Below are 23,856 nucleotides of genomic sequence, written 5' to 3'. Positions count from 1 at the left end.
ATGAGCAAAGATCGTTCACCGCCCCTGCTCTGCGTACGTAACCTCAGCGTGCGTTTTGACGGACGCTCAGTGGTCGACGGGCTGGACCTGCAGTTGGAGCGTGGCCGTACCCTGGCCCTGGCAGGCGAATCGGGGTGCGGCAAGTCCAGCACGGCGATGGCGCTGATGGGGCTGTTGCCGACGAACGCTACGTGCAGCGGCCAGGTGTTGCTGCAGGGGCAAGCGCTGCTGACCCTGCAACCGCGGCAATGGGACGCGGTGCGTGGACTAAAAATCGGCATGATCTTCCAAGAGCCGATGACCTCGCTCAACCCTGTCTATCGGGTCGGTCAGCAGGTACTCGAATGCCTGGAACGCCACCTCGACCTGGACCCGGATGTCGCGCGCGCGCGAGTCCTTGCCTTGCTCGAGCGGGTCCAATTGCGCAACCCGAGCAGGGTGTACCAGGCGTACCCGCATGAACTGTCCGGCGGCCAGCGCCAGCGGATCATGATCGCCATGGCGATTGCCTGCGAACCCAGCCTGCTGATCGCCGACGAGCCGACCACCGCGTTGGACGCAACGGTGCAACAGCAGATACTCCAACTGCTGCGCAGCCTGTGCCAGGAACTGGGTATGGGGCTGCTGCTGATCAGCCACGACCTGCCGGTAATCGCTCGCTGGGCCGACGATCTAGTGGTGATGCATCATGGCCAGGCCATCGAGCGGTTGCCCGCGGCGAAACTCTACAGCCAGGCAGCGCATCCTTATACCCAAGGCTTGATCAACGCGTCGATGCGCGTCGACAGTGACGTTCATTATCGGCGCGTGCGCCTGCCGGAAATCGACGTGAGCCAAGATCCGCAGACCGGCGAGTACTACTTCCAGACCCACATTACCCCGGCGCCATCCCTCTCCACGCGTCCTGCCAAGCCACCTTTGCTGGCCGTGCGCGACCTGGCCGTACGCTATCGTCAGAGCAGCCCCGATATCATCAGCCAGATCAACCTCGCCATCGCCCCGGGCATGACCCTTGGCCTGGTCGGTGAGTCGGGCAGCGGAAAATCGACGCTCTGCCGGGCACTCATGGGGCTGGTCAAGCCCAGCAGCGGTTACATCGGATTCGACGGCGAAGACCTTAGCCGAGGGCGCAGCAACCGTACCCAGGAGGCTTACCGTGGGTTGCGCATGGTCTTCCAGGACCCCTACGCTTCACTCAACCCGCGCCAGCACATCGCCGACATGCTCGACACTACCCTCAAGGTGGACGGAGTGCGGGACCGTGCGGAGCGCCAACGTCGGGTCAGTGCCATCATCGACGCCGTGGGCCTGCCGGCACGCAGTGCTCAGCGCTTCGCTCACGAGTTCTCTGGAGGGCAACGCCAGCGAATCGCGATCGCCAGAGCACTGGTCACCCGCCCCCAGTTGGTGGTCTGCGACGAGCCCGTGTCGGCGCTGGATGTGTCGGTGCGCGCACAGATCCTCAACCTGCTGAACGTCCTCAAGCACGAGATGAACCTTGCCTACCTGTTCATTTCCCACGACCTGGCAGTGGTCAGGTACATGGCCGATGAGGTGGCGGTGATGCACAAAGGGCGCATCGTCGAACAGGCGTGTGCCAGCGAGATCTGGCACGCCCCGCGTGTGCCGTACACCCGTCAACTGATTGAGGCCAGTCGCTGAGCATGGACATCGTACAGCTCAAAACGCTGATTCTGGTCGCAGAACTGGGCCGCCTGCGCAGGGCGGCAGACCGCCTGAAGCTGGCGCAACCAGCCCTCAGCCGGCATATCCGGCTGCTCGAGGAAACCCTTGAGGAAACCCTGTTCGAGCGCCATGGGCGGGGCATGGTGATTACCGACGCGGGCCGAGATGTACTCGGCCATGCATTGAAAATCGTCAACGAGTTCGACGCAATCCGCCACTCTATCGACCAGCGCAAGACGTCGCTCTCCGGCACGCTGGTGATAGGCGTGCCGCCGACCGTGGCTAAAATCATCACCGCCCCCCTGCTCAAGGGGATACAGAGCGCCCACCCGCGCTTGACGGTGCGTTTTTCGTCGGCGTTCAGCGGACACATGCTCGACTGGCTGCGCCGTGGCGAGATCGACATGGCCTTGATCTATGATCCCGAACTGCCCGCGGATGCGCCGGTAGCCACTATTCCGCTGGTCACCGAAGCGCTGTACCTTGTGAGCAACCAGAAAAGTGGCCTGGCGCTGAACCGGCCGGTGCGCTTTGCCGATCTGGCCGGTGAGGCGCTGATACTGCCCAGTGCCCCCCATGGGCTGCGCAAAGTGGTCAATCACTACGCCAAGCAAACCTCGATACAGCTCAAACCGACCATCGAAGCTGATTCCCTCGGGGCGATTCTCGACCTGGTACATAACGGCTTCGGCTCGAGCATTCTGCCGTTGACGCCCATCTATGCGCGGGTACTGGACAACCACTTCAGCGCCAGCCCGCTGTGCGACCCCACTCCAGAACGACGCCTGGTACTGGCCTTCCCCGCCGATCGACCGATGAGCCCAGCCAACCGGGTGGTGCAGGCCATTTTCGCAGAAGTGACCCAGCGTCTGATCGATGGGCAGGTCTGGAAAGCCCGTCGGCCATAGTCTCTCGAAGCGTATCGGCAGACACGCCCAGTCACCATGAAACTGGTCGATCGCGGCGACATCCACCCTGTTCGCGGAGACTGACGGCAACCCTCAACATGAACTAAAGCAAACAAAAAGTAACCCAGCGGCCGTTGTACTCTCGCTGGGGTCGATCATCACGCTACCCGATAGACAGCCATCTCCTCACTCGGATTCACATCAGGCCCGCTGCGGTCGAACACGTGGATAAGCTCATGCTGGCCTCGCGAGTGCCTCCTCGCTAGAGCGGCGAGACACTCGACTGTCGGCGAAGGAGCCTACTTCAAGTTGGCTTCGATGATGATCATTTCACGACGTGAAGCCCGCTGCGCAAACTGTTTAGCCTCGACATAGGCGGGATCGTGATAGCAAGCTTTGGCCTGCTGGTAATTCGGAAACTCAACTGCCAGTACGCGATACGTACTTTCTGATTCGACCAGAGCGCTTTCCTCCAGTACTTTGAGTTTGGCGCCATACTGGTCACTGATCGGCTTCCACAAACGCCCGTACTCCTGTTGAGCTTCAGTGTCGATCACGTCAGACGCAAAAATGATCCAGTAGCCCTTCACTGAGCGGTCCTCTTTTCAATGGTGTGATTGAAAGGCGCCAGTGCTTGGTGCCTAGCCGCGGTTGAACACTTGCGCGTTACTCCGGTGCCTGTGCGAGAAAGGTGCCCCCGCGAGCCCACTCGTGGGGGGGAATTTCCAGGAATAGGATGTCAACAGACTCCGGTTTGCATCCGAGGATCTCTGCCGTTACGCGCGTGACCTCTTCGACATAGCGGATCTTTTGTTCTCGGCTACGACCTGGGCTCAACTCAATTCGTACGGTCGGCATGATCAAGCCTCCTTCACATGCGAAGGGGTGTACTGCTGAGCTGCGTCCTCACGGCATTGCTCGGCGCTAGGGTTCCACTGTACGCCAGATCGTGCCACTACCCCCGGTTTGAGGCGTTGGGTCTCGTCATAGTCCTGCCACGGGTGGAAGTACAGTGGTTCCAGACTATCCAATGTGCCGAGGTGCTCGGCATAACCTTTCAGATAGGCCCCGCGTTGCGCTGCCGAAACGCGAGCCGGCATCCACGCAGCGAAGGGTGGCAATACGGTAAAGCCGGTATAGGCCAGGATTCCATTATGAATCGGCCAAAGAATGTGATGCAGATCGCCGTCAATGCCATTTGGCTCATACAGAGTGGACGCTGTGCCAGTCGTGAGGCACAGCATTGCCCGTTTGCCCTTGAAGTGGCCGCTTTCGTACTTTTTGCCCGTGGAGTAGGCAAAACCACGCGCAAACACGCGATCGACCCAGCCCTTGAGAATCGCAGGCATCGAGAACCACCATACGGGGAACTGGAACAGGATGAGATCGGCACGAGCGACTTTGTCCTGTTCTTGCAGCACAGCCTGGGCGTAGCTGCGGTGTGCAAAGGCGTACTCCTGCTCTACCGAAAGATCCAGGTAGTCGGGATCCGCCCGCGTCCCGGCGAAGTCATCAGGGCCAAGCGCCGCTTGCCAATTCATGGCGTAGAGGTCGCTGATCTGCACATGATGGCCAGCAGCAGACAGGGTTTGAATCGCAGTGTTCTTCAGCGCGGAGCTGAACGACTGCGATTCTGGATGGGCAAAAACGATCAATACATTCATTCACATCTCTCCAGATGAGGATAAGCGCCGCATGGTGGTTGTGCAGAACACCGCAGAAATGGCACGGTTTGATATCAAGCTCGGCCTGCCTGCGCCTGCGAGAATGTCAGCGATGCTTCCCAAGTATCACGTCCCGAGAGCGGCGGACATGGATGACTGGCAAAATCAGGCGCTAGTATGGTTGGATGACCATTCGCTCCAAAGCCTCCCAATCCATTCTTGGTGGGACGCCGAGCAATGACAACCGATCGTTTCTCAGTTAATAAGATAGAGTTTCTGCGCCATGAGAACTGATCTACCGCTGAAGGCCGTAGCGTATTTTGACGCCGTAATGCGGTACGGCAGTTTGGTCACCGCTGCCCAGACACTGTGCGTAACGCCGGGTGCCGTTGGTCAGCAGATACGTCGACTTGAAGAATGGTTGGAAAGCCCCCTGTTCATCCGTTCGGTCAGACAATTGCGCCCCACCCGGGAGGCGCATGCTCTCTGGAACAACGTCAGACCAGCGCTTGACCAGTTGAACGAATCCTGCGTGCAACTGCGTGATGGGATTGGACAGGAAGTACGCCTCAGTCTGCCGCCGGCACTTGCTAGTAAATGGTTTGCTCGACGAATGCCTGCCCTACTGAAGGCCTTACCTCAGGTGAGGCTGAATGTAGGAGCAACCGAGGGCCTGTTAAATTTCGATACCGATGAAGTAGACCTTGCGATCCGTCATTGCGACGGAAAAGTGCCAGGGCTGAACGCCCAGCTGCTGTTAGCCGATGATTTGCGAGTCTATTGCAGCCCACGGTATTGCGAACAGCTTCAGTTGGTGGCGATTCAGGATATAGGCCGGGCGAGGCTGTTGCACACGGCATCACACAATCACTGGTCACGTTGGCTTGGGGGTGCAGGTTATACGGGACCGGTGCCACATTCGAGTATGCAGTTCGATCAGTCGCTGCTTTCCATTGATGCAGCCCGACGTGGCCAGGGGTTAGTGCTTACCAGCCCTTGGTTGGTGGAGGACGAGCTGGAGGCTGGGCTACTCGTGCAACTTTTCTCTCACACCCTGTCAGTGAACCGGGGTTTCTATCTCTTGCATCGCGACGATTCCATGCTGCCGCCTAGCACCGTCGCGGTACAGCGGTGGTTGCTCCAGGCAGCTGGCCTGCAACCAGCCTAGTGGTTTGGCTGAGCAACACCGTTCACCTCAAGGAGCGTAGTAGCCGTGGTAACCCCGAAAGAACTGTTGCATTGGCTTGATCATGATCTGACGTTGCTGGGTAGGCTGTTCGACCGGCTGCCTGATGTGATGTTTTTTTTGAAGGATGTCGATGGTCGCTACGTGGCGGTCAACGAAACGCTGGTGTACCACAGTGGCCTAAGAGGCAAGGACAAAATCATCGGTTTGACCGCCGATGAGGTGTTTCCGGTGAGCAACACCAGCATCGGCTCGCAGGATATGCAGGTCATTCATTCGCGTCGGGACATCATCGACGCCATGCGTTTATTCCGCTCTGCCGATGGCAGTAAACAATGGTGCCTGAGCTCCAAGTTTGGAATTTTCGATGAGCGCCGCAACCCGATAGGGCTGGTTGGCATATCACGCATCCTCGCGCGGCCAGACGAAAAACACTACGGCTACAAGCGGCTGCTGGAGTTCTCTCGCCAGATCCAGGAAAACCTCGGCCAACCTGTCCTGATCAGCGATATCGCCCAGCAGGTCAATCTGTCCATGGACACCCTGCAGCGTTTGACCCGCGAGGTCTTCCAGCTCACGCCAAAGCAGATGCTGATGAAAGCCAGGATTGATCGAGCGTGTGAGCTTCTTGAAAACTCAATGACAAACATCACCGATATCGCTAGCGAATGTGGTTACTCCGATCACAGTGCATTCAGTAGGCAATTTCGTGCCGCGTTGCATTGCACGCCACAAGAATACCGGGCCAGCGTGCGGCGCCCGTAGCGCGCCGCGTCATGCGCCAGCGCTTAGTGCCCGCCCAGGTAGGCTTCACGAACTTGCTGGTTGCCCAACAACTCTTCGCCAGTACCGCTGAGGCGAATTTCACCATTGACCATGACGTAACCACGGTCTGACAGCCGTAAGGCATGGTTGGCATTCTGCTCCACCAGAAACAGCGTCATGCCGTTTCGCGCTAATTCACGGAGTATCTGGAAGATTTGCTTCACCACTATCGGTGCAAGCCCCAGTGATGGTTCGTCAAGCAACAACAGGGTTGGGCGGCTCATCAGCGCACGCGCAATGGCCAACATTTGCTGCTCTCCACCGGACATGGTCATTGCACGCTGATTGCGTCGCTCCTTCAGCCGAGGAAACATTTCGAACATCCGCTGGAGGTCTTCCTGTGCATGCGCGGTACCGATAGGAATCGTCCCCATCAAAAGGTTTTCCTCCACCGTCATATCAGGAAAAACTCGACGCCCCTCTGGGGACTGAGCGATACCATTGGAGGCCACATAGTGCGCACTGCTCTGGCTTATCTCGCGCCCTTGGTAGACGATTGACCCACCACGCGCCCGTGGCTGACCAAAGATCGACATCAGCAAGGTAGATTTGCCGGCACCATTGGCACCAATCAGGCTGACGGTCTCCCCTGCATGGATTTGCAGGCTGACTTTACGCAGTGCCTGGATTGGCCCGTAGAAAACATCGACGTCCTTGAACGCCAGCAACGGTGTGCTCATGCCAGCGCCTCCTCTTCTGCGCCCAAATACGCCGCTATCACCACTGGGTTGTCACGTATTGCTTGTGGCGGACCTGCCGCAATCACTTCGCCATGATCCAGCACCACGATATGGTCGGAAATATCCATCACCATGCCCATGTTATTCAGCACTCCCGCCAATAAACTGCGATTGATGCCCATGTGTTGCGCAACCAACAAGTTTTCTACAACAGACATCTCTTTGAACAGCCGGATATTCTGGAATGTCCTGGCTAGCCCGGCCCGGTTCACCAGGTGCGTGCCACCAAACATCTTGTAGTGCAACCGGTTGATGAATCGCAGCGGATGGATGAAGTCTGATGCCTTGAACGGTTCTCCCAACACACCGATTACGTTCGTGCATCGACCATGTGCAAAGAGCTGAATAGCCCCGCCTGTCGCTTACACGCGGTACTCAGCGAAACTGCGCAGCAGCTCCGGTGCGACGGTCAGCACAAACGCCGCTATAACCACGCCTAGCGTTGAACCCATTCCTCCCAGGACGACGATTGCCAGAATAAGTGCCGATTCGAAGAACGTGAACGACGCTGGATTGACGAAGCCTTGGTACGTTGCAAAAAACACCCCGGCAATCCCGGCGGTGCTCGCGCCAATCGCGAATGCGGAAAGCTTTACCAGGACGTGATTAAGGCCCATTGCTCGGCAGGCGATCTCATCTTCGCGCAATGCCTCCCAAGCTCGGCCGATCGGCATACGTGTCAACCGGTGTTTCAAGTGCAGTACCAGCAACACGGTAAGCAGCAAGGCGCCGTAGATGACAATGAATTTGAGATTGGGTGAATACGCAATCCCCAATGCCTCATGGATCGGGGTACCACCCTCCTTCGCGATACGACCGAACTCATAGCCAAACACGGTCGGCGCGGGCACGGGCATACCGTTCGGGCCGCCTGTCACGGGTAGCCAGTTGTTGAGTATCAGGCGAATGATTTCTCCAAAACCCAGAGTGACGATGGCTAAGTAGTCACCATGCATGCGAAGCACCGGAAACCCTAGAACAGCCCCCGCAGCAGCGGCCAGAATTGCCGATAACGGCAGCACGCTCCAGAAACCAAGCCCAAGGTACTGGTATCCGAGAGCCAAGCCGTATGCGCCAATGGCATAAAACCCGACGTACCCTAGGTCAAGGAGCCCAGCCAGGCCGACAACGATATTCAGTCCCAAACCAAGCAATACGTAGATTAGCCCCAGGATCACCACTGTGAGTACGTACTTATCTGCTACGAATGGCAGTGCCAGCGCGCACATCAAAACCATCGGCGATAGCCAGCGAACGCTTGATTTGGCGCCCGGCGCCGCCACCTGCACGGCCTGGTTGCTGCTGCCGAATCGCGTTGCAAGCGGCTGCAGAACACCCGCCTGATCCAGCAAACTGAAAGTCAGCCTGCCCAACATCACAATGATGGTGAGGATTGCGACGCGACCTGGCTCCAGATTGAAGCTGTAGCCGTCCAGCACCACTCCCACGATAGGGCCGAACACCACAAGAGCAAGCAACCCAGCCACGAGGGCATCCAGAAGTGCACGAGCAGGTTGCAGTTTTGGCCGCGGCTGACCTTTCACCGCCAGGTCATTCAATATCAGCGTTTTCATAGTCACACCTTCACTACGATGGGGCGGCCAAGGAGGCCCTGGGGGCGGAAGATCAAGATCAGAACAAGGAGACCAAAACTGAAAGCATCCTTGTAATCACTGTTGATCAACCCGGCGAATTGCGTCTCGGCGAGGCCCAGTACTAAGCCGCCCAACATGGCACCTGGCAGTGAGCCAATGCCGCCTAGAACTGCAGCGGTGAAGGCCTTGATGCCGATGATGAAGCCCGCATAGAAGTCGAACGACCCGTAGTTCAAGGTAATCAGAACGCCGGCAAGTGCCGCCATGGCGGCACCGATCATGAACACGTAGCTGATGATCCGATCATTATTGATACCGAGGATCGAAGCCATCTTGGCATCCTGCTGCACGGCACATGCGACCCAGTTTGGTGTTGCCGATGATGTAGGCCAACAGCGACATGCCCGCGAGCGCCGCGAACAAGATGAACAACTTGATATGAGTGACCTGGATGAACCCGCTGCCCAGTTCTATTCGCAGGGTGCCTTCCAACAATGTGGGTATACCCTGCTGGCGACTGCCTTGGGAGACCTGCACGTAATTTTGCAGAATGAGCGACATACCGATCGCGCTGATGAGGGGCGCCAGGCGCGTTGATTTTCGCAGAGGTCTGTAAGCGATCCGCTCTATGACCAACCCATACACACAAGTCACGACCACGGCAAAGATCAAGGTGCCGAAGACCAGAAATGGAAATGACTGGATTCCAAAAAAGCTCAGAACAGCGAGACCGATCGCCGCTAGATAGGCAGAGATCATGTAGACCTCGCCGTGGGCGAAATTGATCATGCCGATCACGCCGTAGACCATCGAATAACCCACGGCGATCAAACCGTACACTGCACCTAGGGTCAGGCCATTGATAAGTTGTTGCACGAATAAGGGATCCACGATTACTTGTCCTCACCAGGTTCCGGCGGGCGTAGCTACCCCTCACGCAGAGCGCGAAGGGCATGCTGCGCAAGGATTAGAGTTGTTTGTACGTGCCGTCTGCGGACCACTGATACATCACGTAATCCGAGTGAGTGAGGTCACCCTTAGCGTCCCACGAGCGAGCGCCGAGCGAGGTAGGAACCGGATTGCTCTTCAACCATTTCGCAGCCTGGGCAACATCGAGATTGCCATTGGCTTGGTAGGCGGCGGCAATGGCCTGAAGCGCGGTGTAGGCGTATAGCGTAAAACCTTCCGGCTCGTAACCCCGGGCCCGGAAACTATCTACCACTGCCTTACCGGCCGGGTTTAGCCTGGGGTCTGCGCCAAAGGTAAACAGGACACCCTCCACGAACTGTTTACCACCCGCAGCGGTCACCATGTCGTCAGTCATGATGCCATCGTCCGAGATGAATGCGGCATTGAGCCCCTGCTCCCGCATTTGTCGCACCAACGGACCCGCCTCTGGATGCAGGCCGCCAAAGTACACCGCGTCGGCCTCCAGCGCGCGCATCTTGGTAACCACCGAACTGAAATCTTTCTCGCCGCGGGTCAACCCTTCGTATAGCACCGCCTCAATACCTTTTTTGCGCAGCTGAAGACGAGTTGCGTCAGCGATACCCTGTCCGTAAGTGTCTTTGTCATGCAGGATGACGATACGCCTGGCCTTGAGAACGTCGGCGATGTAATTGGCAGCCACAGCCCCTTGTTGGTCATCTCGTCCACAGTTGCGGAACACGGTATCCAGCCCTCGCTCCGTCAATTGTGGACTTGTCGATCCAGGGCTCATCGCAAGCACACCGGCATCGGCGTAGATGTCGGAAGCAGGAATGGAAGAGGAAGAGCAAAAGTGCCCTACGACTGCTGTCACCTTGTCCGCATCCACCAGTTTGTTCGCTACTGATACCGCTTGTTTGGGTTCACAGGCATCATCGCCTTTGACCAGGCGGATTTTTTCACCGTTAACGCCACCTGCAGCGTTAATCTGTTCTGCAGCTGCGGTTGCGCCTCGCCAGAGTTGCTCGCCGTAATTCGCATAGGGTCCACTCATGGGGCCGGCGACGCCGATGACCAGGTCGGCATGGGCAACGTTGCCAAGTGCCAGTGTGGAAAAAGAGAAAGCGCACAGCAAAGAAGGTTTAAACACGTGCATTTCGTTCGCTCCAGTGCAAGGAACCGATCAAGACGTGCCGTTACAACCACGGTGGCTGAAGGCCCGGCATGCTATCGAAACAGCAGTGAATGCAGGGCCTGGGATGACCATGCAGCTTGAGCCATTATTTGTTTGGTAAACGACGGCAGGCTCTCGCGTCGTAAGTTATTTTGCGACTCCGCCGGTGCAATAGCTTGTACGCAGCCGGCACCGTGTTTGCGGTTTTTTGCATAGCCGCCGCAGCCGGAGTGCTTAGTAGACCACGCCTTCTCGAATCGGTTGGTTGCGCACGACTCGGTCAAACGACAGCGCACTCACGTCGATGCTGCGGTATTCGCCGTGGGCAATGTGCTCCGCAACCGCACGCCCGGTTGCAGGTGAGTGCATGACGCCATGGCCAGAAAATCCAGTCGCCAACACGAAATTACTGATCTCGGGATGAGCGCCAATGAATGCGTTGTGGTCGAAGAGATTCATTTCGTAGTAACCGGCCCATGCCCGTTGTACCCGCAACTGCTCGAGGGCGGGAATGCGATGAGCCAGCAGTGGCCAGACCCTGTCTTCCAACAGGTAGTGATCCGGCTCGAAATCTCCGTCTTCGCACTGGTCCAGATGCTCCTCGGGAGCAATGCCGCAGATAAAGCCCTCGCCTTCAGGCCTGATCCACGCACCCGTTGAATCGAAGAGCATGGGAAAGCCGGCCTTTTCAAGAGGAGCCTTGATGTGAAATGCGGTCCGCTTTCGTGGCTCCACCGGCAATTGCAGCCCCGCCATTCGCGCAAGCATCCCACCCCAGGCGCCAGCGGCGTTAACGCACCAGTCACAACTCAATCGCTCGCCGCTATTGGCTAGGCGCAGACCCGTTATACGCCCCCCCTGAACGTCCAGGCCCACCACTTCGTCATGGATGTATTCAACGCCCCTTTGACGAGCAGCACGCCTGACCAGTTGCATCAAAGCCCAAGCATCGAACCAGCCTTCGTTGCGGGTGCCGTATGTTCCAATGCCGATATCCTCTACATTCATCCATGGGAATCGCCGGTTCACTTGCTCCGGGTCGAGAATATCGATCTCGGCGCCCAACTCGATTTGCACCCGCGCGGCATTGCGATGACGTTGCTCATGGCCTTTGTCACCCAAGATCAGATAACCCTGCTCCACAAAGCCTATGTCAGCATCCTGTCCGAACCACTGCTTGATGTTGCGGAACAGGTTCGCGCCGAACAGGCTCATGGCGATGTTATAAGGCTGATGAAATTGACTTCGAATAGATGCGGCGGATAGTGCCGTTGAGCAAAACTGATACGTACTATCACGTTCGACTACCTTGATCTGGCCTGTGAATCCCTGTTCCCGCAGGAAGAATGCGGCAAAGCTGCCAATCACTGCGCCGCCGACGATCACTACGGTTTCTGAAGTTTCGGGCATTCTGCCCTCCTTGCGCCTTTATGGTTTCAATGAATGACTCACTGTTTTCGCAGTGAACGCTCCCTCATTGTGCGGCCTCCTCTACCGGCTGACTTGTATTCACGGCTTGGCAAGCTGGCGGTATTTAGCACAACGAGGGCGATGCACTCTCTATCGCGTGTCATCGCACAACCAACCTGGCTTGTGCAGAAAGCCGCAGAAGAGGTGGTGCGTTCATACAAGTCAGATTCCTTCTCCAGCGGCACCATATGGCTACCGCACAGTCGTACTCCTCGTTCGAGTGCAGGGGGGCTGTGCCAAGTAGTCCTATAGGAGTAAACAGATGAAGCATGCAGGCAAAGTGGTCATCGTCACCGGTGCAGCTCAAGGGTTGGGGCTGGCGTGTGCACAACGCTTTATTGCAGAGGGCGCGAAGGTGCTACTGGTGGATGTGCAAGAGGGCAAACTGCACGAGCAAGTAGAGCGGCTGGGCGAAAATGCCGCTGCGTTCACTGCCGACCTCGATGATCTGAACGCAGGCAAAGCCAAGCAACTGGTCGAGCATGCACTGCAGCACTTCGGCTCGCTGGATATTTTGGTGAACAATGCCGGTGTCATCCACACCGCAGAGTTCGTCGATTTTCCGGAGGACCAGTTCGACCGAACACTGCGGGTCAACCTCAAGGCACAATTCCTTATCGGTCAAGCCGCTGCCCGTGTGATGATCGAACGCGGCATCAAAGGCGCCATTGTCAACATGTCGTCTATCAATGCCGAGTTGGCCAACCCTACCGCCGTGGCGTATGCCGTCTCCAAAGGCGGAATCAAGCAGCTGACTGCAGTCATGGCTGTGGGCCTTATCAGCCACGGTATTCGAGTCAACGCGGTAGGGCCAGGAACCATCAGCACGGACATGGTTCGCAACGCGATCATGTCGAACCCTACCCAGCGTCACGCCGTTCTCTCCCGCACGCCAATCGGTCGTCTTGGCGAAGCCTCTGAAGTCGCCAGCGTCGTGTCATTCCTGGCCAGTGACGACGCATCGTACATGGTAGGCCAGACTGTTTACCCTGACGGTGGCCGCCTTATCCTCAACTACACCGTGCCAGTCAACGAGTGACACGCCAGACGGCGCTGATGTAGGCAACGTCTCTGCCGGGTGTCGTAATACTTTCTCTCATGCTGAAAGCCCCCGGCTGCTGCGCAGCCGGTACCGGGGCAAGCGCTTGTTGGTTCTGGATGTCGAGTGTGTCGACATCTGCGCTCGTTCGCTCTGCGATGGAGGAGCACGGTGCTCGCGTTACCAGTCCCACGCGCACCAGGGTTATGACGATTCACTTCATCGTCGACAATCCTGGTGCTGCTGCCCCCCTTCGTATCCCATGCGTTCGCCAGTGCCTTACGATTGACGCCCTCCGCTTCCAATGCTAGCGTGCAATTTATAGAATCTTCGTTCTATTTAATGCCAATGCTGATCCGATTAACCCTCTGTAAAGGGTTTATTACGCGAACTATTGTTCTATTAGCACGGGCGCGCCGGATAGCAACGCGCTGCACCTAACAAAAATAATGAGGACGTTTTGATGTACAAAGGCACGAGATTTCCGCTTTGGCAGGGCATGAGTTGGCTGATACTGGCCGCCACACTGAGCTTGGGAAGCGCCTATGCGAAAGATTCGCCGACCCCTGAAGTACGTCGTAACAATGGACTATTGCAGCTCATGGTCGATGATCGCCCCTACATCGCACTTGCCGGTGAGGTGCATAACTCCTCGGCTTCAAACACTCAGTATATGAAAGCCACCTGGGACAAAATGGAGGCCCTCAACGTCAACACTGCAATCATCCCCATCTACTGGGAGTTGACTGAGCCTGAGGAGGGGCGTTTTGACTTCGCTTTAATCAAGGATCACTTAGCTCAGGCTCAGGCCAGAGGCATGCGGATAGTACTATTGTGGTTCGGTAGCAAGAAAAATGCGCGCTCGACCTATGCCCCTGACTGGGTGCGGGCTGATCCCAAGAGGTTCCCTCGCACCGTTATCGGCTCGCCCGGCCTGCAGCAAAAACAAGGTGAATTGCCGGTACTCAGCATTTTCAGCCAATCGACGCTCGACGCCGACGCCAACGCGTTCGCTCAAGTGCTGAAGTTTCTTGCGACACATGACAAACAACACACAGTCATCGCCGTTCAGGTGCAAAACGAAACGGGGCTGCTCGGCGATAGCCGTGAGCGTTCACCGGAAGCAGAAGAGGCCTGGAAGCGTGAGGTGCCAAGCGAATTGATGGCTCACCTTGAACACAACAAGCAAGCCCTATCGCCGTTTATCAAGGAGGCATGGGCCAAGCAGGGTTACCGGACTACCGGCACGTGGCCTGAAGTATTTGGTGACGACATGAGGGGAGATGAAATTTTCATGGCGTGGCACCAGGCACGGTCTGTCGATACAGTCGCCGCTGCGGGCAAGAAACAACTTCCACTGCCGATGTATGCCAACGCCTGGCTGGGCCCACAAGCTCCACAGGACAGCGCAGGCACGTACCCTTCCGGGGGGCCGGTGCCGCAGGTAATGGATATTTGGACCGCTGGGGCACCCCAGCTTGACTGGCTGTCACCCGACATCTACGTAGATGACTTCGATGCATGGGCCAGCCAATACACAACTTCCGACAATATGCTGTTCGTCCCCGAGGCTCGATTTATCGTGGGCAATTTATTCAAAACGATCGGCCTCTACCGCGGCGTCGGCTTTTCACCTTTCGGCATTGAGGACGGGTTTCTGGGCAACGAGATCGCAGAGGTTTACGGCCTGTTAGGCCCTATGACAGAAGTGATTGCGCGTGCACAGGCGGACAATAAAATTCGCGGTTTCGCGCTCGAGCCCACCAGCCAGGAACAATTCACGTTCGATAATTACACCATTACGGTTAAAGGCCAACATGAAAGCCTATTGACTAAATTGCGTGACATGGGGGTCCCTCCGCCAGTGGATCGCAGAGCCAAGAAACAGCAAGCTGACTCGAGCGTTGCTCCCGACAGTAGCGACCTGCGTCCCAGCGGCTTGATCATTGAAACAGGTAGCGACGAATTTCTGATCGTGGGCCGTGATCTTTATTTGGAGTTCAAACCCAAGCAAGGCAGTCAGGAGTCTGTAGAGATTTCTCGCGTCGAGGAAGGTAGCTTCCAAGCGGGCAAGTGGGTCGCAGGCCGCGTATTAAACGGTGATCAACGCTTGCGACTGGTCCCTCCGGATCGCTTCGGTATCGCTAAGATCAAGCTGATACGTCACTAAGCCTTGGTGTGCTAGGGCTTTGGGCGGCCCTAGCATCGAACCTCACAGTTGCCCTATTCACGGTTGGCAGCGTCGAAGAACAGGTCAGCACTCCCTTGCGGTACCACCATGCGACCACACACGCGGCTAACAAATGCCTGCGGCGCTGGCGTCAACGATCACCTGTTGACGATCTACCTCCTGCTTGCGCTGCAGGTTGCCCCCCCCTCCGCACCTCGATGTGATCTTACACAGCCAGGCATGGGACGCTTAGCAAGCCCAAATTGGAAGCAGAGCGCATCGGCAGCAGCCCTCGGTACGGTTGCCCGCTGTCCAGCAAAGCACGGTGTTAACAGCGATTAAAACCTAAAAAGCTGGCTAAATCAGAATTGTGATTCTAGTATTGGCATTCCAGGATTAGCTCAGTGGCAGCGCATCACTCAAACCTGCACCTGCGGGGTGAGCGTGGGAAGCCCGCGCTTCCTGGGCATCAGCTACCAGCACCTGTTGAACGTGTGTTGTTAGTCGTTTAGCTCCAAGAGGAAAATAATAATCATGTTCCGATACTTCCCCACCAACTACGCGTGGAACTTGTCCGTGGATCTTGCCTTGGAAATGGGTGCCCGTATCGGCGAAATCGTCGAAATGTGCGAACCCCTGCAGGACGCCGCAAAGCAGCCGGACGCAGCAGGTACCCAGGCGTTTCGCGAAACGTGGTCGAAAATGGCAGACAAGCTGTGCGACCTCGCAAGCGAGGACCTTGCCTTGGGCCGAAGGTTGTCTGCCGGTGAAAAGTACAATAGAGCGGCCATCTATTACCTGACATGCGAGCGCCTGCAAGCGCACAACACCCCCGGTAGGCTTGCCCTCTACCAACGGTTTCTGGACACCTTCGCCCGCGGCGTCGATCTGTCGAGAGAGAACTGCGAACGTGTCGAGATTCCTTATGCAGATGGGGTGCTATCTGGGTTACTGGTACGCGCCGAAGGTGTAACCGGGCGTGCCCCCTTGCTGGTACAGCTCAATGGCCTGGACTCCGTAAAAGAGATGAAATATCGAGTTGGGCTACCAGCCTGGCTGGCCAAGCGTGGTGTGGCCTCGCTCATACTCGACCAACCCGGGACCGGCGAGGCGCTCCGCTTGCATGGCCTCAAAGCGCGCTACGACGCTGAACATTGGGGCAGCCGCGTGTTCGACTGGCTCGAGACGCGTGACGATGTAGATACCCAGCGCATTGGCTGCGAAGGCGTTTCTCTAGGCGGTTACTACTGCCCGAGGATTGTCGCCTTCGAGCCCCGTTTTGCCTGCGGCGTGGTCTGGGGCGCCAACCACGATTGGCGAGACGTGCAGCAACGTCGCCTGGAGCGAGAAGGCGACTTCCCCGTGCCACATTACTGGGATCACGTGCGCTGGGTCTGGGGCGGTAAAGACATCGATGAATTCATGAGCATCGCTGAAAACGTTCATCTCGACGGTGTAGTCGAGCGGATCAAGGTGCCGTTCTTGGTGACCCATGGCGAGCAGGACTCGCAGATCCCAGTCAAGTGGGCGTACCGCACCTTCGAGCAGTTGGTGAACAGCCCCAAGCGCGAGTTGAAGATTTTCACCGCGCGCGAAGGCGGCGTACAGCATTCGAGCTTCGACAACTCCATAAACGCGGGACACTTCATTGCTGACTGGGTTGCCCAGACCCTTGGCGGCCGCACGGCCTGACAGAAGAGAGACAATCATGAACATCATTGGACCCGATTACCTGGTGTTTGGCGTGGACGACGTCCAGCAGTGTGTCAAGTACCTGACCGACTACGGCCTCAAGCCCGTCGATGTAGATCAGCATGGTGGTTACCTGGAGGCGCTGGACGGCACCGGTGTGCTTGTCCGTCACCGCAGTGACGGGCGTTTGCCAGCGCCCATGGAAACCGCCACTATGCTTCGCGAAACCGTCTATGGGGTCGCCGACGAACAAGCCTTGCAAGCCATCGAAGCCGAATTGAGCAAGGACCGTGTCGTTGTCCGCGGTGAAGATGGGGTACTGCGAGCCGTGGACGACATGGGCTTCGCGCTGGGCTTTCAGATCACTCGTCGTCAAGCACTCCAGCTCCCCGGCGAGATCAGTAATGCGCCGGGGGCGCAGAGTGGCCGTCCAGTCAACGACCTGGGAGCCAGCGACGCGATCGAAGCTCTCCCGCGTAGCCTGTCGCATGTCGTGTACTTCGTGCCCGACTACGCCAAGGCGGAGGCGTTCTATGCTCGACTCGGTTTCGTCTGCACTGACCGATTCACTGGGGTGGGGCCGTTCCTGCGGCCTGCTGGCACACTCGATCACCACACCTTGTTCCTGATCCAGACCCCACCCTTCCTGAAGGGTATCGAACATTTCACCTTCCACTTGGGCGGCCCGACTGAAGTGCTACTAGCCGGTAGCCGTTTCGTCAAGAAAGGCTATGAGTCGTTCTGGGGCCCGGGACGTCATCAGTTGGGGTCGAACTGGTTCTGGTATTTCAATAGCCCGCTGGGCTGCCACGTAGAGTACGACGCGGATATGGACCTGCATGATGACGACTGGGCTGCGCGCGAGGCGCTGCCGGGTGCCGACAACTCGCAGTACTTCCTGTTCAGTCACCAGGAAAAATGGGCGCCAGGGGGGCCGCCACCCAAGCATTGATCGCACATAACGACAAAGGGCTAAGTCTGTATCCCAGACTTAGCCCTTTTTTATGTCCCAGAATCAAAGCTGGCGCCTTTTTGCAGGGCCCGCTCATCACTGTTCGAAAATCGCTACCGCCCTTACGAAACCTGCCGAAGCATGCTTGATCTTGTAGGGAAAGCACGAAACGAGAAAGCCTTTGGCTGGCAACGCCGCAAGATTTGCGAGTTTTTCCATCTGGCCGTAACCGATATCCCGACCTACCTTGTGCCCTTCCCAGATCAACGAGGCGTCACCGCTTTCAGCGAACCGTTCACGGGTGTATTTGAACGGCGCGTCCCAGCTCCAGGCGTCGGTGCCCACCACCTTGACGCCTCGATCGAGCAGATAGAGCGTGGCCTCACGCCCCATACCGACCCCGGCGTCCAGATAACCAGGTTGTCCAAACAATTCACCTGCGCGGGTGTTGACCAACACGATGTCCAACGGCTGCAAGTCATGCTCGATACGCAGCAGCTCGGCCTCAACTTGCGCTGCAGTTACCACATGCCCATCCGGCAAGTGACGAAAATCCAGTTTCACACCAGCTTGCAAGCACCAGTCCAAGGGCAGTTCATCGATACCGAAAGCTGGCTTGCCGCCGTCGGTGGTCGACGCATAATGCCATGGCGCATCCATGTGAGTGCCGCTGTGCGTGGTAAGGGTCAGCCGCTCTGCCGCCCAGGACTCTTTGCCGGGCAACTGCTCCAGGGTTAGGCCGGGGAACATCGCCGCCATTTCCGGCCATCCCTGCTGATGGTCCATATAGTCGATGTGCGGTAGTAACGGCGGCGGGTCGGTGTACGGGTTGTTATCCAACGTCACGGAGAGGTCGACGAGGCGTCGTTTGCCTGGAAGCGTCATGCGCTGAGTCCTTGAAGAATGAGTTGAGGGTTGGCAGCGCTCAGTCAAATACCGGCGCGCACCACACGCTGATCAATCGCGCCAAACAAGGCCTGCCCTTGCAGGTCTCTTGCCTCCATGCGCACCCGGTCGCCGAAGCGCATGAACGGCGTCCGTGCCGCACCCTGCTCCAACATCTCCATGGCGCGGCGCTCGGCAATACATGCCGAGCCGACATTGCGATCGGCATTGGATACCGTACCGGAGCCGAGCACGGTGCCTGCGCTCAAGCGCCGAGTCAGCGCAGCATGAGCGATCAGTTCATGAAAGCCGAAATTCATAGCGCCACCGTGGGGGTGGCCGAACCATTCGCCGTTCCACTCCACGCTCAATGGCAAGTGCACCCTGCCCTCGTGCCAGGCGTCACCCAGCTCGTCAGGGGTAACCGCCACCGGAGCAAAGCTGGAGGACGACTTGGCTTGCACAAAGCCAAAGCCGGTTTTCATTTCGCGCGGCCCTAGCGCGCGCAAACTCACGTCGTTGAGCTGGACCAACAGGCGGATATGGGCGAGCGCCTGATCGGCCGAACAGCCCATCGGCACTTCATCTACCAGCACGCCAAACTCGCCTTCAAAGTCGATGCCATGCGCGTCGCTTGGCAGTGCCAGATCATCCGTCGCCCCCAGAAAGTCATCCCCAGCCCCTTGATACATCAATGGTATGGACTCGATGCCATCCAGCGGTTCAAGTTGATATGCGCGCTGCATGAGGTCGGCATGGTTCAGAAAACACGAGCCGTCTAGCCACTGCCAGGCCCGCGGCAATGGTGCCATCGCCTGGTGTGGGTCGAAGGCCAGTGCATGCCCCAGCTGGCCAGCATTCAAAGCTTCATAGCGCTTCTCCAGGGCAAAGCTTACAGTGCCCCAACGCTCGATTGCTGCTTGCAGCGTGGGTGCGATATCTGCGGCGCATACCATTTGTGTGAGGTCTCGGGAAATCAAATGCAGACAGCCATCGCGACTGCCATCTCGAAGCGTTGCCAATTTCATTTCAAGAAGCTCCCTGTAATTTTGCAGAAAGACTGAACGGTCATGAGGGGGTGCCTGCCACGTGTTCGACAGTCCGTTCAGATGTCACGGAACGCAGCATGATCACACCACTCAAAAGCACCGCGACAAACAGTGCCGCCGCCAAGGCGGTTGCACTGGGCTCCAGGGCGGGGCACAAAAATGCCGTGACCGCGGCAAAGAAAAGCGTTTGCTCGAAAGACAACAGAGAATTGGCCATGCCTCTATAACCGGCGTGGCGTTCCACAGCCATCAGGCAGATGCATGGGTTGAGCAGCGCAAAAGCCAAGCTCGCCAACGCCAGTGCCAGTACAGCGAAAGGCACCTGTGGCGAATCGGTACAAATGAAGTAGGCGCAGTTGCAAGCACTGGCTGTGAGCATCAGCCCGTAGCCCACCAGCATTTGCTTGCTGCGTGACCAGCGCGAGGCCTGCCGCGCACTGACAGCGGCGCCGAGCATGGCACCCGCCACCAGGGGAATGAACACCCAGCCGAACTCGGTCACCTGCAACGCCAGTACCTGCAGAACAAACCAGGCGGCGGCGCCGATGTAGAGTGAGAAGATCATGAACGTCAGGCTGCCGGCCAGGACCATTGCCTGATACTGCGCGTCCCTGGCGACCGCCAGGTAAGTGCGGCCCATGGCGCGCATACCTAGCCTTACGCGATGCGCTGGCTGCAGCGTTTCGCCGAGCTGCACTAGTGCCCAGGCGAACAACGCGGCAGCGAACCCGGCCTGAGCCAGGAACACCGCGCGCCATCCCAGCGCGTCGAGCAGATAACCGCCTAATAGGGGGGCAATGGCGGGCGCCAGCACGAACGCCATGATTACCTGCGACATGGCGCGCATGGCTGCCGGCCCTTGCAGCGTATCCTGAATCAGTGCGCGGCCGACAACACCTCCGGCCCCGGCAGATAGGCCCTGCAAGACGCGGAACAGCAGCAGCTGCTCCGCATTCTGCGAACAGGCTACCGCCAGTGAGCAGAGGCTGAAAGCGGCCGTAGACCACAGCAGGACAGGTCGCCGGCCGACGCGGTCGGAAAGTGCTCCGTAGACCAACATCATTGCTGCCAGCCCGACCAGGTAGGCGCTGAGCGAAAGCTGCACGAGCCAAGACGCAGCACGCATTTGCTCGGTGATGGTCGGCATCGCAGGCAGGTACATGTCGATGCCCAGTGGTCCAAGCATGCTCAGCCCGGCCAACAGCAGGATGTGGGTGAACTTCATTCAGACTCCTCAGAAACTCAGGTTCAGACCCGTTTGGAAGATCAGCGCGTCATCGCGCGCTGGCGAGAACGTGGGGCCTTCCTGGTAAGTAAGACCGTTTACCCAATACACCCCACGGGTCATACGTGCCGCATAGGACACGGACAAGGCAGTCGACGTGCGCTCGGCATCGCCTCCCCCCGCCTCTACCGCATCGTGCGCGTACGTGCTGAAGTAGCTCCGGGTAAAACCAATCGACGCCATGTCACGCTGGCGTGTCTCGAAGGGACCGATGTAGAAGGCCGTGAGCTGGAAGTCCTTGGTGTAGAGGTTGCGGTCCTCTGGGGCATAGTTGATCTTGGCGTCCAGATACAGGCCTCGGGGGCCAGCCTTGTTCGGCTGCGTCAGTTGATGCGTAACGGCCGCATAGCCGCCATAATTGTTATCGGTCATGCCGCCGTTACGCATGTCGCTGTAGTGACTGGTGTTGTAAATCGCCCCTGCCCTCGCCCAGAACGCTGGCCGATTAGCCCCCGCATCGATTTTGTAACCCACCTCGTCCACCAGCAGTGCGCGAGAACCCTTGACCTTGATTTCAAAACCGCTTGGGTTCTCGTCCAGGTCGTACTGAAAGCGGTTGGGGCTAGCACTCCGTGCCACAGACGCGCGGTTGTACCAACGTTTGCTCGAGTCCTTGATGCCAACTGTAATCGCCGGGCTTGGGGTAAACAGTGACAAGCCAAGTTGCACCGGAATCACACTGGTCGGGCCAAGCGCTGCCGCAGAAGAGTTCCCACCCAAGACCATCCCGTAGTATTCACGGATCAAGTTGTAGTAGCCGTATTGAAGCTCCAGTCGGCCATCGTAGAAGCGCTGATTGACAGCGAAGCTGGACATCGTCGCGAAGTTGGGGTTGCCTGACTTGTAACTCCCGGACTCCCAGGTGCCGCCCAGTACAAACTGGGCATCGCCACCCCACCCCATGCGGGTCAGGTCGTACGTCAACTTGAAGGTTGTCGATTGCCGGTAGGTTGGGTTCTGTCCGTTATACAACTGTGGCTTTTCATTGTGGCCGAGTACGTCATAACGGAAGTTCGGCTGCACATTCAGAGCCAGCCCCATACCGTTTTCGGCCAGCGTCGAACGCAATCCGAACAATTCGGGAGCGATCGTCTCGCAGGGTTGTGTCTGATGAAGCACCGCTTCGGTGCGTGGCATGAATTTGGCGAAGTCCTGACAGCCATCCGCTGCAGCAGGCAAGGCACTTTGTGGCAGGTTACCCGGGCCGGTTCTGCTTTCGGCCGCCATCGGGGTCACGGCTAGCGCCACAGGAGAGGTTGCAACGCACAGCAAGGCAAACAGCATCTTCGAGAACTGCATAGCTCCATCCTTTATTGTTTTTGATAGATCAAGGTTTCAGGCGCGCAGAAGCCCGCACCGCCTGTAGCCAGGCAGTGGAGGACAGTGGTTGTAGATCAGCCGGTTTGCGTAGAGGTGTGGCGCAGGTTTCGTGGGATAAACCAGACAACCAGCAGCGCAACCGACGCAACTCCACCCATGGCGACAATTGCTGTCGCCAGACCGCCGAACGCAGAGGCCAGCAGAGTGACTGCAAACGGGCTGACGAACTGACCGATAAAGAATGCGCCCGTCCAGATACCCACCCCACGGCCGCGGTGTTGTGCATTCAGGCTGCCCAGGCACCAGTTGATCAGCGCGGGGATCAGCATGCCGCAACCCACCTGCGCAACAAACGCTGCGCCAACGGCCCAAGGTATGGTACTGGCTTGGCCAAGCCCAACCAGGCCTATGGCGAACAGAGTAAACACCGTGAATACATGAACGTGGATGTCCTGTTTCGACAGCTTGGCGAACAGCAGCGCGCCCAGCGGCACACCCAACCCGGCAATCGCGCCAGCCAGGCCGATATCTGCTGTGCTGGTCAAACCGAGCAAGTGGAACACCTGACTGACCTGCAACACTTCAACGTAATACAGCACCGCACAAAACAGCGTGACCAAGGCAATGACGCCCATTTTCCGCACCGGAAAGCAAGCTGCGCCGGCAAAACCTGAAGGCTCGCGATGGGCAACCGGCTCCCAGGTAAAAAACAGCAACATTGCAAAGATCGGGAACGCCAGCAGGTAAAGCAGGAAAGGCCCTTGCCAGCCATAGCCTCCGAGTACTCCGCCGAGGAACATCAACGTCGTGCCTGATAGGGAGCCCACCGCACTTTGCACAGCCAGCCACTTACGCCGCGGCTCGGGCGGATAGAAGTCGCCCATCAGGGTGTTTGCCACGGTCATGATGACTGCCTCGGTGATCCCCAGGCCAAAGCGGCTGATGATAATCGAGGTGAGGTCATGCAAAAAGTACGGAGCGAACCCGCAGATGCCATAGCCAAACACCGCAGCGAGCAACAGACGGCGCCTGCCCAGGCGGTCGGCCAACCACCCCGCCAGCGGCGAGAGCAATGCGATGCAGGCGCTGGGCGCGGTGATTAGCAGCGGAATCAAGAAGCGCGCTTCATGATGGCTACCAAACTGTTCGAACAACAATGGAACGATGGGGATCAGCGACAGCAATCCCATGATCGGCAGTTGCGTGGTAAAGACCAGTATCAGCGCTTGGGCCGCGCCAGCTTTACGCTCGGCTGATGAACCCTTGCTGCTAGAGACCGCATTGGACAT

19 protein-coding genes and 3 pseudogenes are annotated in these 23,856 nt (G+C 57.9%); 8 read left to right on the top strand and 14 right to left on the bottom strand.

Going from position 1 to position 23,856, the window contains the following annotated elements:
* Both N5D53_RS00180 and N5D53_RS00175 read left to right on the top strand, forming a co-directional pair.
* On the top strand, positions 1–1,662 hold the full coding sequence (locus N5D53_RS00180; RefSeq protein ID WP_279839011.1) for an ABC transporter ATP-binding protein: 1,662 nt from the start codon (positions 1–3) through the stop codon (positions 1,660–1,662).
* Positions 1,663–1,664: 2 nt separating this feature from the next.
* Positions 1,665–2,594 (top strand): LysR substrate-binding domain-containing protein, encoded by a 930-nt coding sequence (locus N5D53_RS00175; protein WP_279839009.1) that lies wholly within the window; start codon positions 1,665–1,667, stop codon positions 2,592–2,594.
* Between the two features lie 299 nt (positions 2,595–2,893).
* On the opposite strand, the gene N5D53_RS00170 is transcribed toward N5D53_RS00175, so the two are convergent.
* From N5D53_RS00170 to N5D53_RS00160, 3 genes are all read right to left on the bottom strand, one after another.
* A complete protein-coding gene (locus N5D53_RS00170; RefSeq protein ID WP_279839007.1) occupies positions 2,894–3,184 on the bottom strand; it encodes a DUF1330 domain-containing protein in 291 nt (96 codons plus the stop codon).
* A gap of 76 nt (positions 3,185–3,260) precedes the next feature.
* Positions 3,261–3,452: a 4-oxalocrotonate tautomerase gene (locus tag N5D53_RS00165; protein ID WP_266033196.1), complete on the bottom strand. Its 192-nt coding sequence runs from the start codon at positions 3,450–3,452 to the stop codon at positions 3,261–3,263.
* 2 nt (positions 3,453–3,454) lie between these two features.
* On the bottom strand, positions 3,455–4,258 hold the full coding sequence (locus N5D53_RS00160; RefSeq protein ID WP_279839006.1) for an NAD(P)H-dependent oxidoreductase: 804 nt from the start codon (positions 4,256–4,258) through the stop codon (positions 3,455–3,457).
* A 283-nt stretch (positions 4,259–4,541) separates the two neighbouring features.
* On the opposite strand from N5D53_RS00160, the gene N5D53_RS00155 reads away from it, so the two are divergent.
* Both N5D53_RS00155 and N5D53_RS00150 read left to right on the top strand, forming a co-directional pair.
* Positions 4,542–5,426 (top strand): LysR substrate-binding domain-containing protein, encoded by an 885-nt coding sequence (locus N5D53_RS00155; protein ID WP_279839005.1) that lies wholly within the window; start codon positions 4,542–4,544, stop codon positions 5,424–5,426.
* 45 nt (positions 5,427–5,471) lie between these two features.
* Positions 5,472–6,209, top strand: coding sequence for a helix-turn-helix domain-containing protein (locus N5D53_RS00150; protein WP_266033188.1), 738 nt, complete (start codon positions 5,472–5,474; stop codon positions 6,207–6,209).
* A gap of 23 nt (positions 6,210–6,232) precedes the next feature.
* Here N5D53_RS00150 and N5D53_RS00145 read toward each other — a convergent pair whose 3' ends face one another.
* From N5D53_RS00145 to N5D53_RS00120, 6 genes and pseudogenes are all read right to left on the bottom strand, one after another.
* Positions 6,233–6,949, bottom strand: a complete 717-nt coding sequence (locus N5D53_RS00145; protein WP_266033185.1) for an ABC transporter ATP-binding protein — start codon at positions 6,947–6,949, stop codon at positions 6,233–6,235.
* Positions 6,946–7,383: pseudogene (locus tag N5D53_RS00140) on the bottom strand (hypothetical protein); the annotation flags it as partial. The pseudogene N5D53_RS00140 and the gene N5D53_RS00145, both read right to left, overlap by 4 nt.
* Positions 7,375–8,583, bottom strand: a pseudogene (gene livM / locus N5D53_RS00135) (high-affinity branched-chain amino acid ABC transporter permease LivM); the annotation flags it as partial. The pseudogenes N5D53_RS00140 and livM, both read right to left, overlap by 9 nt.
* Positions 8,584–8,585: 2 nt before the next feature.
* Positions 8,586–9,495: pseudogene (locus N5D53_RS00130) on the bottom strand (branched-chain amino acid ABC transporter permease LivH).
* A 76-nt stretch (positions 9,496–9,571) separates the two neighbouring features.
* The gene (locus tag N5D53_RS00125) at positions 9,572–10,687 is read right to left on the bottom strand and encodes a branched-chain amino acid ABC transporter substrate-binding protein (protein ID WP_266033174.1); all 1,116 of its coding nucleotides are present in this window, start codon (positions 10,685–10,687) and stop codon (positions 9,572–9,574) included.
* Between the two features lie 252 nt (positions 10,688–10,939).
* Positions 10,940–12,115 carry an FAD-binding oxidoreductase gene (locus tag N5D53_RS00120; protein WP_266033170.1) on the bottom strand — a complete coding sequence of 392 codons (1,176 nt, stop codon included), beginning with the start codon at positions 12,113–12,115 and terminating at the stop codon, positions 10,940–10,942.
* A 322-nt stretch (positions 12,116–12,437) separates the two neighbouring features.
* Here N5D53_RS00120 and N5D53_RS00115 point away from each other — a divergent pair, with 322 nt between their 5' ends.
* The 4 genes from N5D53_RS00115 to N5D53_RS00100 all read left to right on the top strand — a co-directional run bounded on the left by N5D53_RS00115 (position 12,438) and on the right by N5D53_RS00100 (position 18,028).
* Complete coding sequence (locus N5D53_RS00115) at positions 12,438–13,214, top strand: SDR family NAD(P)-dependent oxidoreductase (RefSeq protein WP_266033168.1); 777 nt, start codon at positions 12,438–12,440, stop codon at positions 13,212–13,214.
* A gap of 463 nt (positions 13,215–13,677) precedes the next feature.
* Positions 13,678–15,384 carry a DUF5597 domain-containing protein gene (locus tag N5D53_RS00110; RefSeq protein ID WP_279838996.1) on the top strand — a complete coding sequence of 569 codons (1,707 nt, stop codon included), beginning with the start codon at positions 13,678–13,680 and terminating at the stop codon, positions 15,382–15,384.
* Between the two features lie 534 nt (positions 15,385–15,918).
* The gene (locus N5D53_RS00105) at positions 15,919–17,076 is read left to right on the top strand and encodes a prolyl oligopeptidase family serine peptidase (RefSeq protein WP_138736392.1); all 1,158 of its coding nucleotides are present in this window, start codon (positions 15,919–15,921) and stop codon (positions 17,074–17,076) included.
* A 16-nt stretch (positions 17,077–17,092) separates the two neighbouring features.
* Positions 17,093–18,028, top strand: a complete 936-nt coding sequence (locus N5D53_RS00100) for a VOC family protein (RefSeq protein WP_243055402.1) — start codon at positions 17,093–17,095, stop codon at positions 18,026–18,028.
* A 96-nt stretch (positions 18,029–18,124) separates the two neighbouring features.
* On the opposite strand, the gene N5D53_RS00095 is transcribed toward N5D53_RS00100, so the two are convergent.
* The 5 genes from N5D53_RS00095 to N5D53_RS00075 form a co-directional block, all read right to left on the bottom strand.
* Positions 18,125–18,913 carry a cyclase family protein gene (locus N5D53_RS00095; protein ID WP_132845583.1) on the bottom strand — a complete coding sequence of 263 codons (789 nt, stop codon included), beginning with the start codon at positions 18,911–18,913 and terminating at the stop codon, positions 18,125–18,127.
* 44 nt (positions 18,914–18,957) lie between these two features.
* Positions 18,958–19,941, bottom strand: a complete 984-nt coding sequence (locus tag N5D53_RS00090; protein ID WP_266033152.1) for a fumarylacetoacetate hydrolase family protein — start codon at positions 19,939–19,941, stop codon at positions 18,958–18,960.
* Between the two features lie 40 nt (positions 19,942–19,981).
* Positions 19,982–21,187 carry an MFS transporter gene (locus tag N5D53_RS00085; protein WP_279838989.1) on the bottom strand — a complete coding sequence of 402 codons (1,206 nt, stop codon included), beginning with the start codon at positions 21,185–21,187 and terminating at the stop codon, positions 19,982–19,984.
* Between the two features lie 9 nt (positions 21,188–21,196).
* A complete protein-coding gene (locus N5D53_RS00080) occupies positions 21,197–22,546 on the bottom strand; it encodes a carbohydrate porin (protein ID WP_138736395.1) in 1,350 nt (449 codons plus the stop codon).
* A gap of 95 nt (positions 22,547–22,641) precedes the next feature.
* The gene (locus tag N5D53_RS00075; RefSeq protein ID WP_138736396.1) at positions 22,642–23,856 is read right to left on the bottom strand and encodes an MFS transporter; all 1,215 of its coding nucleotides are present in this window, start codon (positions 23,854–23,856) and stop codon (positions 22,642–22,644) included.

Source organism: Pseudomonas sp. GD03862 (assembly GCF_029840855.1).
Lineage (GTDB): Bacteria > Pseudomonadota > Gammaproteobacteria > Pseudomonadales > Pseudomonadaceae > Aquipseudomonas > Aquipseudomonas alloputida.
Note: the sequence above shows the minus strand (reverse complement) of the source record. Positions and strands in the feature narration are given on the sequence as shown.

What these genes read in the sequence shown, in the direction of transcription:
- N5D53_RS00120 (WP_266033170.1), bottom strand. Translation starts at nt 12,115, where the DNA reads ATGCCCGAAACTTCAGAAACCGTAGTGATCGTCGGCGGCGCAGTGATT.
- N5D53_RS00145 (WP_266033185.1), bottom strand. Translation starts at nt 6,949, where the DNA reads ATGAGCACACCGTTGCTGGCGTTCAAGGACGTCGATGTTTTCTACGGG.
- N5D53_RS00180 (WP_279839011.1), top strand. Translation starts at nt 1, where the DNA reads ATGAGCAAAGATCGTTCACCGCCCCTGCTCTGCGTACGTAACCTCAGC.
- N5D53_RS00115 (WP_266033168.1), top strand. Translation starts at nt 12,438, where the DNA reads ATGAAGCATGCAGGCAAAGTGGTCATCGTCACCGGTGCAGCTCAAGGG.
- N5D53_RS00095 (WP_132845583.1), bottom strand. Translation starts at nt 18,913, where the DNA reads ATGACGCTTCCAGGCAAACGACGCCTCGTCGACCTCTCCGTGACGTTG.
- N5D53_RS00175 (WP_279839009.1), top strand. Translation starts at nt 1,665, where the DNA reads ATGGACATCGTACAGCTCAAAACGCTGATTCTGGTCGCAGAACTGGGC.
- N5D53_RS00075 (WP_138736396.1), bottom strand. Translation starts at nt 23,856, where the DNA reads ATGTCCAATGCGGTCTCTAGCAGCAAGGGTTCATCAGCCGAGCGTAAA.
- N5D53_RS00165 (WP_266033196.1), bottom strand. Translation starts at nt 3,452, where the DNA reads ATGCCGACCGTACGAATTGAGTTGAGCCCAGGTCGTAGCCGAGAACAA.
- N5D53_RS00160 (WP_279839006.1), bottom strand. Translation starts at nt 4,258, where the DNA reads ATGAATGTATTGATCGTTTTTGCCCATCCAGAATCGCAGTCGTTCAGC.
- N5D53_RS00110 (WP_279838996.1), top strand. Translation starts at nt 13,678, where the DNA reads ATGTACAAAGGCACGAGATTTCCGCTTTGGCAGGGCATGAGTTGGCTG.
- N5D53_RS00125 (WP_266033174.1), bottom strand. Translation starts at nt 10,687, where the DNA reads ATGCACGTGTTTAAACCTTCTTTGCTGTGCGCTTTCTCTTTTTCCACA.
- N5D53_RS00155 (WP_279839005.1), top strand. Translation starts at nt 4,542, where the DNA reads ATGAGAACTGATCTACCGCTGAAGGCCGTAGCGTATTTTGACGCCGTA.
- N5D53_RS00080 (WP_138736395.1), bottom strand. Translation starts at nt 22,546, where the DNA reads ATGCAGTTCTCGAAGATGCTGTTTGCCTTGCTGTGCGTTGCAACCTCT.
- N5D53_RS00105 (WP_138736392.1), top strand. Translation starts at nt 15,919, where the DNA reads ATGTTCCGATACTTCCCCACCAACTACGCGTGGAACTTGTCCGTGGAT.
- N5D53_RS00085 (WP_279838989.1), bottom strand. Translation starts at nt 21,187, where the DNA reads ATGAAGTTCACCCACATCCTGCTGTTGGCCGGGCTGAGCATGCTTGGA.
- N5D53_RS00100 (WP_243055402.1), top strand. Translation starts at nt 17,093, where the DNA reads ATGAACATCATTGGACCCGATTACCTGGTGTTTGGCGTGGACGACGTC.
- N5D53_RS00090 (WP_266033152.1), bottom strand. Translation starts at nt 19,941, where the DNA reads ATGAAATTGGCAACGCTTCGAGATGGCAGTCGCGATGGCTGTCTGCAT.